The sequence below is a fragment of the Paenibacillus sp. 1182 genome (assembly GCF_017833915.1).
Lineage (GTDB): Bacteria > Bacillota > Bacilli > Paenibacillales > Paenibacillaceae > Paenibacillus > Paenibacillus polymyxa_D.
Window position 1 is genome coordinate 38,064 of the sequence record NZ_JAFICR010000010.1, and the last position, 15,710, is coordinate 53,773.

Annotated in this window: 14 protein-coding genes; all 14 read right to left on the reverse strand. The window is 47.0% G+C overall.

Going from position 1 to position 15,710, the window contains the following annotated elements:
- Positions 1 to 97: 97 nt before the first annotated feature.
- The 14 genes from JOD82_RS19480 to icd all read right to left on the reverse strand — a co-directional run bounded on the left by JOD82_RS19480 (position 98) and on the right by icd (position 15,621).
- A complete protein-coding gene (locus JOD82_RS19480; RefSeq protein ID WP_029516633.1) occupies positions 98 to 661 on the reverse strand; it encodes a lytic transglycosylase domain-containing protein in 564 nt (187 codons plus the stop codon).
- Positions 658 to 1,254 carry a dephospho-CoA kinase gene (gene coaE, locus JOD82_RS19485; protein ID WP_165145299.1) on the reverse strand — a complete coding sequence of 199 codons (597 nt, stop codon included), beginning with the start codon at positions 1,252 to 1,254 and terminating at the stop codon, positions 658 to 660. Before coaE ends, JOD82_RS19480 begins: the two co-directional genes overlap by 4 nt.
- A gap of 11 nt (positions 1,255 to 1,265) precedes the next feature.
- The gene (locus JOD82_RS19490; RefSeq protein WP_209949831.1) at positions 1,266 to 2,057 is read right to left on the reverse strand and encodes an MntP/YtaF family protein; all 792 of its coding nucleotides are present in this window, start codon (positions 2,055 to 2,057) and stop codon (positions 1,266 to 1,268) included.
- A 111-nt stretch (positions 2,058 to 2,168) separates the two neighbouring features.
- Positions 2,169 to 2,999: a DNA-formamidopyrimidine glycosylase gene (gene mutM, locus JOD82_RS19495; RefSeq protein ID WP_069011196.1), complete on the reverse strand. Its 831-nt coding sequence runs from the start codon at positions 2,997 to 2,999 to the stop codon at positions 2,169 to 2,171.
- A 71-nt stretch (positions 3,000 to 3,070) separates the two neighbouring features.
- A complete protein-coding gene (gene polA, locus JOD82_RS19500; protein WP_209949832.1) occupies positions 3,071 to 5,725 on the reverse strand; it encodes a DNA polymerase I in 2,655 nt (884 codons plus the stop codon).
- A gap of 177 nt (positions 5,726 to 5,902) precedes the next feature.
- The gene (gene phoU, locus JOD82_RS19505; RefSeq protein ID WP_209949833.1) at positions 5,903 to 6,562 is read right to left on the reverse strand and encodes a phosphate signaling complex protein PhoU; all 660 of its coding nucleotides are present in this window, start codon (positions 6,560 to 6,562) and stop codon (positions 5,903 to 5,905) included.
- Between the two features lie 39 nt (positions 6,563 to 6,601).
- Complete coding sequence (gene pstB, locus JOD82_RS19510; protein ID WP_029516628.1) at positions 6,602 to 7,360, reverse strand: phosphate ABC transporter ATP-binding protein PstB; 759 nt, start codon at positions 7,358 to 7,360, stop codon at positions 6,602 to 6,604.
- A gap of 127 nt (positions 7,361 to 7,487) precedes the next feature.
- Entirely contained in the window at positions 7,488 to 8,612 is a 1,125-nt protein-coding gene (locus tag JOD82_RS19515; protein ID WP_029516627.1) for a methyl-accepting chemotaxis protein, read from the reverse strand.
- Between the two features lie 159 nt (positions 8,613 to 8,771).
- Positions 8,772 to 9,503 carry a response regulator transcription factor gene (locus JOD82_RS19520; protein ID WP_013309604.1) on the reverse strand — a complete coding sequence of 244 codons (732 nt, stop codon included), beginning with the start codon at positions 9,501 to 9,503 and terminating at the stop codon, positions 8,772 to 8,774.
- A gap of 128 nt (positions 9,504 to 9,631) precedes the next feature.
- Entirely contained in the window at positions 9,632 to 11,434 is a 1,803-nt protein-coding gene (gene pnpS / locus JOD82_RS19525; RefSeq protein WP_029516626.1) for a two-component system histidine kinase PnpS, read from the reverse strand.
- Positions 11,435 to 11,553: 119 nt separating this feature from the next.
- Positions 11,554 to 12,423, reverse strand: a complete 870-nt coding sequence (locus JOD82_RS19530; protein ID WP_029516625.1) for an SDR family oxidoreductase — start codon at positions 12,421 to 12,423, stop codon at positions 11,554 to 11,556.
- Between the two features lie 213 nt (positions 12,424 to 12,636).
- Positions 12,637 to 13,053: a hypothetical protein gene (locus JOD82_RS19535; protein ID WP_023987918.1), complete on the reverse strand. Its 417-nt coding sequence runs from the start codon at positions 13,051 to 13,053 to the stop codon at positions 12,637 to 12,639.
- A 314-nt stretch (positions 13,054 to 13,367) separates the two neighbouring features.
- Complete coding sequence (gene mdh / locus JOD82_RS19540; protein ID WP_028542892.1) at positions 13,368 to 14,309, reverse strand: malate dehydrogenase; 942 nt, start codon at positions 14,307 to 14,309, stop codon at positions 13,368 to 13,370.
- Between the two features lie 16 nt (positions 14,310 to 14,325).
- Positions 14,326 to 15,621, reverse strand: a complete 1,296-nt coding sequence (gene icd, locus JOD82_RS19545) for an NADP-dependent isocitrate dehydrogenase (protein ID WP_029516624.1) — start codon at positions 15,619 to 15,621, stop codon at positions 14,326 to 14,328.
- Positions 15,622 to 15,710: the final 89 nt, after the last annotated feature.

Below are 15,710 nucleotides of genomic sequence, written 5' to 3' on the forward strand. Positions count from 1 at the left end.
ATAACAAGAAAAAGTGTCTGGATGGGCTGGTAAAAACAGCCTGTCCAACGCTTTTTTCATTTTAAAGCGAAAAGCTCATCATGTCATTAACTTTGAATTAAAAATCATTATAAATTTTCGTGTATTGCCTGTAGTAATAAATGACCCGCTGTACATAATGTCGTGTCTCACCAAAAGGGATTTGCTTGATGGACTCTTCCTTTCCATCCCACACTCCCTTATCCAGCCACTCTTGAACTTTACCCGGCCCTGCATTGTAAGCAGCTACGATTGCTACAGGATTATCCTGAAACTTTATGGATAGGTTATGCAAATACCAGGTTCCCAGCTCAATATTGGTGCCAGGCTCGTGCTTGACGCTGTCCAGCGGAACCTTTTGAATCTGGGCGCTGTCCATAATCCAATTTGCCGTATTCGGCATAATCTGCATCAGCCCTAGCGCCCCCTTATGCGACTGCTTACTGGTTTTAAAATTGGTTTCTACACGGATAATAGACGCCACCAAAAATGGGTCTACTTCATACGTCTGTGAATACTGCCGAATCTCATCCTTATATTGAATTGGATAGAACCAGGACATCCAATTTGAATTAAGGAATAGAATCAGGACAAACCCGACAAACAAAATGAGCAGGACTCTTTTCTTTCGCAAAATATTCATGCAAGTCCCTTCCGCTGCCAAAATTGATCAATTTGTCGCTTCGTCTCAGTCTGTGTTCCACTATTATCAATAACGATATCGGCCAAGCTTTTCTTTTGCTCAATATCCATTTGTGCGGACAGCCGAAGTCCAGCTTGCTCCTCCGTCAGACCGTCTCTGAGCACCAGACGCTGGAGCTGAATATCACGTGGTACGTACACAACCATAATTTCCTCGTACAAGCTCTCAAGCCCCGACTCGTACAGTAACGGAATATCTGCCAAAACAAGCTTGTCCGGCTGTTCCCGTTCAAATGCTTCCATGCGCATACGCATTTCCTCACGAATAGCAGGATGTGTAATATCGTTAAGTGCCTGCCGCTGGGCAGGGTCTCCGAATACAATCTCCCCCAGTTTTTTGCGAAGCAGAGTTCCGTCACTGTTCACTATAGCTTGTCCAAAATGCTGAATGACCGCCGCCAACACCGGATGCCCCGGAAGCATCACTTCCCGGGCAATGGCATCTGCGTCGATCAGCAGCGCACCTTTGGCGACCAAAAGAGCCGACACGGTGCTTTTTCCGGTAGCAATACCTCCGGTTAATCCGATATTCATGCTCTTTCACCTCATAACAGCTTCAATATGCCCATCATAATCAGTAATAATGCCGGCAATACACCCAGCGCCTTCATAAATCGAAATGCTGATAGAAAAAAGCCTGCCTTCATCCCTGTAATCAAAAATGTTCCACTGAATAACGTAATAGCCAGCGCAGTAGACAGTGGCTGAAAACCAAGCATAGCTGCCCCGAGTCCCGCTCCGAACGCATCGACCGATAATGCAATACCCAGCCAAACCGCTTCGGTAGCAGATATACTGCCGGAACGGTCCATATCCGCAGCAGACGGGCTTCGAAGAATCCGAATAACAAGCCCCCATTTGCGAAACTCCAGAGAAAATACTGTTCGTTCCTGCTGCTCCACAGAAGCTTCTGCCGACAGATCTTTTCTTGAGCTGGGGAAAGACTCGGTATCAGCATTCTCTACACCCTCCTTCTCCCCAAGAACAGATCTGCTCGCCGGATCAGTCTGTTTTGTAAGAAGCAGACCCCGAGTGGGCTCCACTGAATCCTCTGGCAAATCCTCTTTGCGGTGCAGAGCTTGAATCAAAGAGTAACAGCCAATACAGATCAGGATGACAGCACCGAAAACGGTCGTATATACAGGAGACAGGACACGAGATAGTAATGCGCCCAATTGCATGGATATGCCGATCACCAAACCTGAACATACGGAGATGATAGCAATCGACAACAGTGGAATTTTCATTTTGCGCAGACCATATGTAACACCGACTCCGAAACTGTCCAAACTTAGCGCAAATGCCAGTAACAGCAGGGCTCCCCAATGATTAGCCACTCCAATTCCCTCCCATTGCGAAGGCAGGGCCTTATAACAACCGAAACCCTCCGCAGTATTGGTACTTGGAACAATATATGAGAGGGATGGGCTTGGGGTGACTGTGCTTGTTTAGCGCAGAGGCTGGCAGACCGGACAATGATGTGTGCCCCGTCCGGCTACGACAGATTTTTCGATCAATGTACCACAGTTGATGCAAGGCTTCGCGTTACGTCCATAGATTTGCAATTGATGCTGGAAGTCGCCCGCTTCGCCCTGTCCATTCACGAACGATTTAATGGACGAGCCTCCAACCTGAATGGACGCACCTAGCGTGGAGACAATCGCCTCATGCAAGACATGAAATTGGCTATCCGTTAGGCTTTTGGCTGGCTGTGCTGGATGAATCCCCGCCTTAAACAACGATTCATCTACATAGATATTCCCGATGCCCACCACATATGACTGGTTTAACAGCGCTGCCTTGATCGAAGTCGAACGAGTTCCAACAGCGGCACGCAGCATTTCTGGTGTAAAGGCCTCGTCCATCGGTTCCAGACCAAGTTTGTTCAGCGGCTTTTCCAGCAAATCCTGTCCTGCTGGAAATAAGTGCATCGTGCCAAACTGGCGCACATCCTGATAACGCAACTCCGTACCATCTTTAAAATGAAAGATGACATGGGTATGCTTTTCCACAGGATCATGTTGTGAATATAATCCATATCGTCCTTCCATTCGAAGATGGGAGACCAGCACCAGCCCGTCCAGCAAAATCCGCAGAAACTTTCCGCGTCTCTCCACCCCTGTAATCCGGTGATCGGCCAATTCCATCGCAAAAGCGTGGATATCATCGGGCCGTTGAATGATCCGCGGCAGATTCACAGTGACATGATCTATATGTTTATCAACGATAAGCTCGTTTAGCGTTCGTTTAATGGTTTCTACTTCCGGTAATTCCGGCATGATGTCTTCACCTCACCCTATATTATAACGGAAGCAGCGTCAAATTGGGACTATCTACTCATTGAAATATCTTATTTGGCCTCATACCAATTGCTGCCATAGCTTACTTCGGCTTTGAGCGGCACAGCCAGCTTTAATGCAGCTTCCATGGTAGCCGGGACAAGCTCTTTCATCGTTTCCATTTCCTCAGGCGGAACCTCGAATACAAGCTCATCATGTACTTGGAGCAGCATTCTGCTACGAAGATTACGTTCACGTAGCGCTTTATCCATCTGTACCATCGCCAACTTGATAATATCGGCTGCGGTGCCTTGAATCGGCGTATTCATCGCTGTACGCTCGGCGAATGAACGCAGGTTGAAATTGCTGGCGTTAATCTCCGGCAAATAGCGTCTGCGTTCCAACAGCGTTTTTACGTAGCCGTCCCGCTTCGCATCCTTTACAATATCAGCCATGTAACGGCGAACGCCTTGGAACACATCAAAATACTGGTCGATAAAGCGAGCCGCTTCCTTCCGCGTAATATTCAAATTTTGTGACAGACCATAATCACTGATCCCGTAGACAATCCCAAAGTTGACTGCCTTCGCAGAACGCCGCATATTGGAGTCCACATCTTCCGCTGCTACACCGAACACATCGGATGCGGTCTTGGTGTGAATGTCCATATCGTGGACAAAGGCTTCCTTCAAACGTTCATCATCCGAAATATCAGCCAGCACCCGCAGCTCAATCTGTGAGTAGTCTGCCGCCAAAATAGACCAGCCCGGTTCGGACGGAACAAATACTTTGCGGATTTTGCGACCTTCTTCAAGACGAATCGGAATGTTTTGCAAATTCGGAAATTGACTGCTCAAGCGTCCAGTTGCTGCAACTGTCTGCCGGAAATACGTATGCACCTTACCCGTTTTCTCCGAAATTTCTTTAAGCAATCCTTCAACATACGTCGATTGGAGTTTGGCAATGGTACGGTACTGCAAAATGTTTTGTACAATATCATGATAGGGGGCCAGCTTTTCCAGTACCTCCGCATCGGTCGAGTACCCCGTTTTCGTCTTTTTAATGACAGGTAAACCCAGTTTATCAAACAAAATCTCACCCAACTGCTTAGGCGAATTCAGATTGAACTCTACTCCGGCAATGCTGTAGATCTCGTTCACCAACGTTGCGATCTGGGCTTCAAATTCTTTACCCAAAGCACGCAGTTCTTCTACGTTCACCAAAATGCCCTGCTTCTCCATATCCGCTAAAATGCGGGACAACGGCATCTCCAGCTCATGAAACAGCTTGTGCATTTCCGTTTTCTCCAGCTCAGCCTGCTGCACAGGCACCAAAGCTTCAATCACCGCTGCCTTACGCGCCACATGATCAGACAGCACGTCCACGTCAGGAACTTTATATTTAGCTCCTTTGCCGAACACTTCTTCGTCAGGACGGATCGAAGACAAGCCATATTTGGCTGCCAATCCGCTCAATGTCTGGTTTGCATCAGTTGGGTCCAGCAAGTACCCTGCCAATTGCACATCAAACTCGGCACCTGCAAACTCAATTCCATGCCAGTGTAAAGCCAAATCCGTACGATGCAGATCATGACCGCGTTTTTTGCGTTCAGGGTCAGCAAGCCATTCGCGAATAGGTGTAGCTGTATCGCTTTGCAGTACATCCAGTGTCATAAAAAACTGCTGTCCCGTTGCGGCAAATATCAGACCTACGATGTCAGCATGATGCGGATTATCGCCATGCGTCTCAACATGCAGCACATCCACATGATCCAACACTTCTACCAATTCGCTAATCCGCTGCTCATCCAGCACTGTTACGTCAGCCGCGGCTTCCTCTACGTCTACCCCAGTACTGCCAACCTCACCTGAAAAAGATAAACGTTCCAGCAAGGACTTGAACTCCAGCTTCGCCAGAGCTGGCCCGGCTGTTTCTGCTTGCAGCCCGCCGAAGGCCACATCTTCCAGCTGCTTGTCCAACGTTACATCCCGATAAATGGTCGCCAAATCTTTGCTCATTCGCGCATCGTCAGCATGTGTCTCAACGCGTTCTTTCATTTTGCCCTTCAGCTCATTCGTGTGCGCCAGCACTTCTTCGACTGAACCGTATTGATGCAGCAGCTTGAGCGCTGTTTTTTCACCTACGCCGGGAATACCAGGAATATTGTCCGACGTATCGCCCATCAGGCCCTTAAGATCAATAATTTGCAGCGGCTTCAGCCCATATCGTTCCTGAATTTGCTCAGGTCCATACGTCTCCACCTCAGTAACCCCTTTGCGAGTCAAGCCGACTGTGACATGGTCTGAAGCCAATTGAAGCATATCCTTGTCCCCGGTCACGACCAGCACATTGAAGCCGGCTTCGTCCGCTGTCTTGGACAGGGTCCCTATAATATCGTCCGCCTCATAGCCATCCAATTCAAACTGGGCAATGCCGAAAGCGGTCAATAGCTCTTTCAGCAACGGAAATTGCTGGGACAGCTCTGGCGGGGTTTTCTCCCGTCCACCTTTGTAATCCTCGTATCCCTTATGGCGAAACGTTATTTTACCGGCATCGAAGGCAACCAGCATATGTGTTGGTTTGTGCTCCTCTAAGAGCCGCAATAACATCGTCGTAAATCCGTATACCGCGTTCGTCTGTTGCCCGCTCGAATTCGTTAACGGTGGCATAGCAAAAAACGCCCGGTAAATGATACTGTTACCATCTATAAGCATGAGTTTATCCATTTAGCACCTCGCAAGTTCATCAATGCATTCGTAACGTTCTTACGTTTTACGCATTCCTCTTCCTATCTTAACATACAAGACTCCTTTTTCAGAAAAAAACGGCTGCTTCCTAACCAAATTTGCCTTTTGCTCAAAGACAAGTCTGGGTCAGAAACAACCGCTATATACCTGAAAGCTCTACTGGTTCAAATCTGGTCTCTCCCCTGTCACGAGATATACAGTGCTTTCACCGATATTCGTAGCATGGTCACCAATTCGTTCAATGTATCGTCCTACAAGCAACTGCAGCATAGCTTGTGAAGCCTCTGCCGGCTTTTCTACCATAAAGGCGTACAGATCGCTGATCATGTGGCTATACATGGAATCCACACGATCATCCTCTTTGGCCATTTTGTAGGCCAGATCTGTGTTTTCATCCAAATAGGATTTGATCGCATCATCTATCATTTCTTTAACAATGGCAGCCATGTGCGGAATATCCACCAGCGGCTTAATGATCTGCTGCCCTTCCAAGCGAAGTGTCACCTTGGCAATATCAAGCGCCAAATCGCCCATTCGTTCCAGATCACTGGAAATTTTAAATGCAACAATGATCCGGCGCAAATCCTTCGCTACCGGCTGCTGGGTAATAATGAGCTTGGAACCCATATCAAGAATATTCTCTTCCAGCGTATTGAGGGATGCATCATTTTTGACCACCTGCTGAGCCAATTCTGTATTTTTGGTCTGCAAACATTCAATGGCCTGATCGAGCGCCTTCGAAACGTGTGCACCCATTTCGCGCAGTACGGCTCTCAGTTCGTCTAACCCTTCATCAAAACCTTTTCTACGTATCATTTCGAAGTCACCCCTTCTGGCATATTCATCTGGTAGGCTTTAGCCAAATCGCCCTGAAATATAATCTTCCGTACGTGAATCTTGCGGCGTGGAAAACATCGTCTGTGTGTCCGCCGCTTCCACCACAACACCATTCAAAAAGAACGCAGTTCTACCAGACACACGCGCTGCCTGATGCATGTTATGCGTCACCATGACAATGGTATACGTGTCTCGCAATTCCTGAACCAGTTCTTCAATTTTCATCGTGGAGATCGGATCCAGCGCAGATGTCGCCTCGTCCATAAGCAAAATATCTGGTTGTACAGCAAGCGCCCGGGCAATGCACAACCGCTGCTGTTGTCCACCGGACAAGCTCAGAGCTGAACGCTTCAAAAAGTCCTTGACCTCTTCCCAGAGTGCCGCCTGCCGCAGGCTTTGCTCGACCAATTCGTCCAACTTGTCCTTTTGCCGAACTCCATGCAGACGCGGGCCGTAAGCCACGTTATCATAAATCGATTTGGGAAACGGGTTAGGCTGTTGAAAAACCATTCCCACCTGCTTCCGCAGAGTTTCTACTTCCATAGTATCGCCGTATATATCCTGACCTGCGATACTCACGGTGCCTTCAATACGTGTTCCCGGTATCATGTCATTCATCCGGTTTAGCGTACGCAGCAGGGTCGATTTGCCGCAGCCGGACGGGCCGATAAAGGCAGTTACCGTTTTTTCAGGAATATCGAGGTTTATATGTTTCAGCGCGTGAAATTTCTCATAATATAAATTCAGCTTATCAATCCGGATTACGGAATCATTCATGGATTTATGATCTCCTTCGTGTTGCAGTTATGATCCTCAAGCATTGCACCTGATTTGCACAATATGAAGATTATATAAGCTGTGTGTAAATTTAGTGTGGTGGATTTGTTAACGTTATGTAAAATGATCAAGAACTTAGCATGAGCTCAAGCTCCTGCGCAATTTCGGCTGCATTCAAAGCTGCTTCCTCTGCGGAACGGGACATTTCACTGTTTTTAGCTTCAATTTCATCGACAGCCTGCAGTAGTTTGGCAAAAGTTTGTGTTCCGGCAGATATATATTGAGAGCCTGTATGAATCTGCTGCATACTCGTATCCGTCAGTTCAGCGGTGTCACGCAGCATTTGCTCGATATGGGTGAGTAAGCCTGTAATCTGTGTGGAAAAAGCTTTCGTCTGGAGTGACATATTCCGCACCTCCTGAGACACAATCTGGAAGCCTCGTCCATGTTCGCCAGCATGTGCCGCTTCAATGGACGCGTTGATCGCCAGCAATCCACTGTGATCTGCCAGTGCACGAATGGATGAAGCCATGCCCGCAATGTCATTCAGCGATTGCGTCAACGCCGTCATTTGCTCATGCTGGCGTTTCATTTGCTCCGTAACCGCACGATAGGAGAGCAAAACATCCTCCAGTTCTACTTTGCCACGACGGGATAATTCACTCATTGAGCGGGTTAGCCGCACACTGTCATCGGCCTCTTTAGCTGCATCCAGCACAGTCAGCTGAATACGCTGGACTCCGTCATAGCTATGCCGAATCACATCTCCCCGCTCTTCGTCCGCTTCTCTTTGCATTCGCTGCACGACGGACAGGATATCACGAATCGTGAGTACACCGAGTAACCGTGTTCCTTCCTTAATCAACACACAGTCGTAAAAACGCTGATCTTCCCGCAGCATCGCCAGTTCCACAATGTCCGATGCCTGGCTTTTCAGATCCACAATTAATGTATCGGGGTCGGCAAATAGGGCCGCAGGCTTGTCATAGAACAACGCCGCAGCAAATCTGCCCGTAAAATGGCGATTGTACGCATCTCTCATAATAATGCCCAATGGAAGATCATTTTTATCCACAACAATGACACAAGGAATATCTTCCTGTGTTTTCATAAGGGCTAACAGTTCTTTACAAGACATATCCGTACCAATGATCGGAACCTCCCGGCATGGCACATAGGTAGTAATCGACTTGTATGCTTCACGTTCAATCACGGCAGTGGAGCTCGGCTGGGTCTTTGGTTCCGTTATCATCGTTCTGAAGTCCCCTTTTTTTAACTACTTGGAGTGACGGGAACATCATATCGGTCATTTGTTGATTCTAGCGTCTAGTTTTGTTAATGAAATGTAAAATCACAAAATGGACACAAAGGTCCCCGGACACTGCGCTGAATAAAGAAAAACGCTCCTCATTTATAATAAATGAGAAGCGCTTCTTTTTTTATTTACAACCAGCTTGTACCCCACTCCACGGATCGAATCGATATGAACCGAGTCGGGATCAAGCTCCAGCTTTTTACGTAAGGAGCTGACGTGCACATCCACGGTCCGTTGCCCGCCAATATAGTCAAAACCCCAAACAGCATTCATCAGATCATCCCGGGTCAGGACCACACCCGGCTTGCGGGACAAATAAAGAAGCACCTCAAATTCCTTGGGTCTGAGGCTGATGGACTGACCTCCAAGAATGACTTCATATTTTTCAGGGTAAATCTCCAGCTCGCCCAATTGAATTTTGGAGCTATCTTTCTGATCAGACAACACTCCTTCATCCCCACCGGAAGTTCTTCGCAGCACAGCCGTCACGCGGGCCAACAGCTCAGAAACGCCAAAAGGCTTCGTGATGTAATCATCCGCACCCGACTTCAGCCCTTGGACAACCTCGGCTTCACCGTTTTTGGCCGTTAAGATAATAATAGGCGTCGTCAGCCCCTGATGGCGAAGTCTGCTCAGAATGTCCAGTCCGTTCATTCCCGGCAGCATCAAATCCAGCAGGATCAAATCGTAGGACTCTCTGGAGGCTTTCTCAAACCCGGCACTGCCATGATCCTCCGTATCCACTTCGAAGCCTTCTTGTATCAAATTGTAGGATAGCAATCTGGCAAGCGTTGGTTCATCCTCAATAACCAGTAAGCGTTGTCCCATAAATAACTTCATCTCCTGTTTACCTGTTAAAGGCGCATTGGTCAAAATCCTGAAACTTTTTCCATACTCATGCGACACCCGTTTATTTTATCACGGCATTGTTAACAGAATGTAAAAAATGGTCTAGTTCATTCTTCCTGTTGCAATAGCGGTAATTCAACTGTAAATGTGGTACCCAATCCAAGCTCACTTTCCACCGAAAGGGTGCCATGATGCAAATCGACCAAGTGTTTGACGATCGACAATCCCAGCCCCGTTCCGCCAGAGTTACGCGAGCGACCTTTGTCCACCCGGTAAAAGCGCTCAAAGATACGTGGCAGGTCCTTCTTCGGAATTCCAATACCTGTATCACTGACTGTAAATACGACCTTTTCGGTGTCATTCTCCCGCTGTATCGTTAGAACCTTAATCTTTACCTTGCCACCATCAAGTGTATAGTTGATGCCATTAGACAAAAGGTTCAGGAAAATCTGCTGAAGCTTATCTTCATCTGCCTCCATAAACAGCTCATCCGGGATATCCATGTGTAGTGAAATTCTTTTTTTGGCAGCTACATTGTTCAGTTTTTCCAGCAATGATTCTATGAACGACGAAACGTGCACCGGCGAGCATTCCAGAGGGGAACGCTTGGACTCGATTTTGGACAGCTCCAGAATATCACCGATCAACCGATTCAATCGTTCGCTTTCATCATATATAATTTGCAAAAATGAACGGGCCGTCTCCTCATCTTTAACCCCGCCACCGAGCAAGGTCTCGGCAAAACCCTTGACTGCGGCAATCGGCGTTTTTAGCTCATGAGAAACGTTAGCCACAAATTCGCTCCGCATATTTTCCAACCGTCGAATAGCCGTAATATCCTGTAAAAGGAACAGCATCCCCCGGTATCCGCCCTCATCCTCATACATCGGAACACCGTCCAGCAACACGAGTCTCTCCTCGGGATTGTACAAATGAACCTCACCATGCAGCCTTTCTCGGCTTTGTATACTGCCCTCAATTAGCTTTGTGAGCTCATAATGCTTCTTCAGCTCATGATACGGCTTGTCTGTCACCCGTTTACCCACGACACCAAGCATTCGCTCAGACTCACGGTTTACAAGCGCAATACACTCATTTGCATCAATCATTAGAATTCCGCCTGTCATATTACTCATGACACTCTGGAGCAGATCCTCATTGTCACGTATCGTTTTCATTTGGTTTTGGAGACTATCAGCCATACGATTAATGGCTTCACCCAGTTGCCCTACCTCGTCCCGGCGCTGCACACCAACCCTTGCGTCATAATCCAGTCCTGATATACGGTTGGCTACCCCAGTAATATGTTCAATGGGCGAGGTGAGACTGCGAGCAATACGATAGCTCACCAGTCCAGCAGCAATAAACAGCAACACTAGACCAATCCCGATGGCCGTCCAGCCGCGCTGCACTCCCTCCTCCACCGCTTTCAGACTCATGGACAAACGGATATATCCGTCAAAACCCTTATCCGATACAACAGGCTCTGCAACGTATAGCATGTTCCGCTGCAAGGTTTCGCTGTAACGAATCGTGCGTCCAATCTTCTCTGTTGAAGCTTGCTGAATTTCTTCACGAGATGCGTGATTTTCCATCTTACGCGGATCGCTTAACGAATCTCCAACCACCGTCCCGTCCTTGCGAATGAAGGTCACCCGCGATTCCGTCAGACGAGCAATTTCTTTCGCCTTTTGAGAATAATAAGAGACATAATCCGTGCTGGACAGGGCATCTGCATTAACAAAAGGGAATGTAGCTCGAAGCAGGTCGATCTCCCGTCCCATGTTCTCCTCTAGCACCTTCATATTCGAATTTTTAAAAATTTGTCCCATCGTGATTCCAGCAGCAAGGACAGATACGCCAATCAAAATCAGCATGATCAGGGTAAGCCTGAAACGAAACGATTTCATAAAATATGCCCATCCTTTATGTAAGTTAAGTCTCATTCTACAGGCTACCTTCATTATGTTCCACTGTGAAAAGAAAAAAGGCTAGGGCATAACACAGCCCTAACCTTTTCCTTGTCCTTTTATCCGTTTATAACTTCACCGCCATTGATATGAATAACCTGTCCGCTTACATAAGAAGAATCATCTGAAGCAAGGTACACATAGGCTGGCGCCAATTCTTCCGGCTGACCCGGACGCTTCATTGGCTGCGCTCCTCCAAACTCGCTGACCGTCTTAGCATCAAATGTAGACGGGATTAACGGTGTCCAGATCGGCCCTGGTGCTACAGCGTTCACCCGAATGCCTTGATCCGCCAAATTGAGTGAAAGGGAACGTGTAAAGGATGTGATTGCCCCTTTGGTCGATGAATAATCAATGAGTGTCTTGTTCCCAGCATACGCGGTAATCGATGTGGTGTTGACGATCGTGCTCCCTTTCTTCAAATGCGGCAATGCTGCTTGCGTCAAGAAGAACATACCGAAAATATTCGTTCGGAACGTGCGCTCTAACTGTTCTTTGGTGATATCCTCCAGCTTTTGCTGTGGATGCTGCTCCGCTGCATTGTTCACAACGATGTCGAGCTTGCCCAGTTCGTTAACTGTCTGTTGAACCGCTTTTTTGGCAAATTGATCATCTCCGATATCGCCAGGAATCAACACGCATTTGCGTCCCTCCTGTTCCACCTGACGTTTTGTTTCTTCCGCATCCTTATGCTCATTCAAGTAGATGATGGCTACGTCCGCACCTTCTTTGGCATACGTGACAGCTACAGCCCGACCAATTCCACTGTCCCCACCAGTAATAAGTGCAACTTTACCTGTTAGCTTGCCAGCGGCTTTGTAAGTTGGTTTTTCAAATTGGGGTGCAGGCGACATTTTGGACTCAATCCCCGGTTGCTGGTCCTGATGCTGTGGGGGCAAAGTTTGCTGAGGTTGATTACTTTTAGACATTGTACATTCTCCCTTCAAAATCAGATATTTTTTAGGATGCAACATTTGCATCCACTCTACTCCTGAATTACCACACAAAGTTATTCGTTAAACGAAAAAAGAACAATGTAGTGATTTGAGCGCAAAAAAAACGGCCTATGCTTATTCAGCACAGACCGTTTTTCAATTTAGCATTTGTCATCATTCGATTATAGACTCTCACTAAATGCATAATTAAATAATATGGCTGTATACCATTAAAAACGTAATTAAAATCAGGAAGACAGCAAGCAGCGTACTGAACATTCGCATTTTGCCAGCATATTGCGTAATAGGCTGTTGGCTACGAATCGCTTCCAGCGACAGCCGTAACGGCTTACCCATGGCTCCCGCAATACCAGAAATGGCGAGAAACAACAGCAAAACGACAACAATCCATGCTACCGAATAAGAACCCCAGGGAAAAATCATATAGATACCGCTAACAAGCACTAAGATCAGCGCAAATTGAGCCAAACGGTTCAATAGCTGAACAGCCGATATCGTTCCTTCCTGCACGCTAGGAGCCAATTTGTCGATTTTGCCCACCACGAAGGGGAGCAATAAATAAAAACCCATCGCCAGTGATCCAATAATGTGAATAAAAAACATTTTACAACCTCCACTTCTTTGTTTTCTTACAAACTTTTTTTCCATAGAACGATCATATTCCAACGAATGTCTACCATCTTTTCAGTGTTTTGGGACATGCTTTTCTATGTCAGGATTTTGCAAAGTCCTCATGTAACTATCAATGCATATGAACTCTATTATACCGGGGAAGTGAGTCAAAGCAAAGGAATAAGGAAGAAAACGAATAGATTCCCTATATTCTGTTTATGAGTAAAAGAGGTGTCCCGCGGCCATGACTATGGCTTAGGGACACCTCTTCAGGTAATAGTCACCGTTTTAGTAGAAAATTGAATCTAAACGGTAACTATTTTAATCACACTGCGGACCGACTCCGCGGATTGATCGAGCGCTGCTTTTTCTTCGGCTGTCAATTCCAACTCGAACACTTTTTCGATGCCATTGCCACCAAGAAGTGTCGGTACGCCAAGGAATAAATCCTGATAGCCGTACTCTCCCTCCAGATAGGCGATGACTGGGATAATCCGTTTTTTGTCTTTTACAATCGCTTCCGTCATCTGTGCAAGCGAAGCTGCCGGAGCATAATATGCGCTACCATTACCCAACAGGTTGACGATCTCTCCGCCACCGCCGCGTGTACGTTGTACGATCGCTTCGATACGTTCCTGCGAAATCAGAGTTTCGATAGGTATACCCCCAACACTGGAATAGCGTACCAGGGGCACCATATCATCACCGTGGCCCCCCATAACGAAGCCGCGCACGTCTTCGACGGAAACGTTAAGCTCTTGTGCAATAAAGGTACAATATCGCGCTGTATCCAGCACACCGGATTGGCCAATAACCCGATTTTTCGGGAAACCCAGCGTTTGGTAGGCAGTATAGGTCATAGCATCTACCGGATTGCTCAGAATAATAACAATAGAATCTGGCGCATACTTCTTCACGTTCTCACAAACGGATTTTACAATTCCTGCGTTCGTATTTACCAAATCATCACGGCTCATACCCGGCTTGCGTGCAATCCCAGCTGTAATAATGACGATATCTGAGTTAGCTGCATCCTCGTAATTGGAAGTGCCCGTGATCTGACTGTCAAATCCCTGTACCGGACCGGCCTCCAAAATATCAAGCGCCTTGCCTTTGGTCGGATTCTCTAGTTGCGGAATATCGATCAGTACGATATCACCTAGCTCCTTTTGAGCCAGCAGCAATGCGGTAGTGGCACCGGTAAAACCGGCGCCAACAATGGATATTTTTTTACGTTGAATGGACAAGTGGTATTCCCCTTCCTTACAGGTTACTAATAATGGTATCTGCGAACTCGGAGCATTTCACTTGTGTAGCACCATCCATCAGACGAGCAAAGTCATAAGTTACAATCTTCTTATTAATGGACGTCTCCAGCCCTTTGTAAATCAGGTCAGCCGCTTCTTTCCAACCCAAGTGTTCAAGCAACATTACGCCCGACAGAATGACGGAACCAGGGTTCACTACATCTTTGTCGGCGTATTTTGGTGCTGTACCATGTGTAGCTTCAAAGATAGCATGCCCTGTTACATAGTTAATGTTCGCACCTGGCGCAATACCAATTCCACCAACTTGGGCAGCAAGAGCATCGGACAGATAGTCCCCGTTCAGGTTGAGCGTAGCAATCACATCAAATTCAGAAGGACGAGTCAGTACTTGCTGAAGTGCGATATCAGCAATCGCATCCTTGATAATGATTTTGCCTGCATCTTCAGCTGCTTTTTGAGCTGCATTAGCCGCATCCTCACCGTCTTTTTCCTTGATTACGTCATATTGGGCCCAAGTAAATACTTTATCTGCAAATTCTTCCTCAGCCACTTCATAACCCCAGTTTTTGAAGGCACCCTCGGTAAATTTCATAATGTTACCTTTGTGTACAAGCGTTACACTCTTGCGTCCGTGGTCAACTGCATACTGAATGGCTGCCCGTACCAGACGCTTTGAACCCTCGGAAGAAACTGGCTTAATGCCAATACCAGAGGTTTCAGGGAAACGGATTTTGTTCACACCCAGCTCTTGCTGGAGGAACTGAATAACCTTTTTCACGTCTTCGGACCCTTCAGCATACTCGATCCCCGCGTAAATATCTTCTGTGTTCTCACGGAAAATAACCATATCTACCAATTCAGGACGTTTCACTGGAGAAGGAACACCGTTAAAATAACGAACAGGACGCAGACATACGTATAAATCCAGTTCCTGACGCAATGCCACATTCAACGAACGGATACCACCGCCAATAGGTGTCGTAAGCGGACCTTTAATGGCTACAATATACTCACGGATGGCTTCCAAAGTATCGTTAGGGAGCCATTCGCCGTATGTATTGAAAGCTTTCTCACCAGCGAATACTTCATACCAGGCAATCTTTTTGCTGCCGTTATATGCTTTTTCTACAGCTGCGTCCAGTACGCGCTTGGAGGCTTTCCAGATATCGCGACCCGTGCCGTCACCTTCGATAAACGGAATTACCGGATGGTTCGGAACCTGTAGTTGACCGTTATCAATCGTAATTTTTTCGCCTTCAGTTGGGAGCTCAAACTTTTCAAATTTCGCCATAAGTTCCTTTTCCTCCTCAGATATGAATGGGTACAGGACGAAAGACATGATCTTTATCACAGACAAAAACGTACATCTCTCGTCGTCCC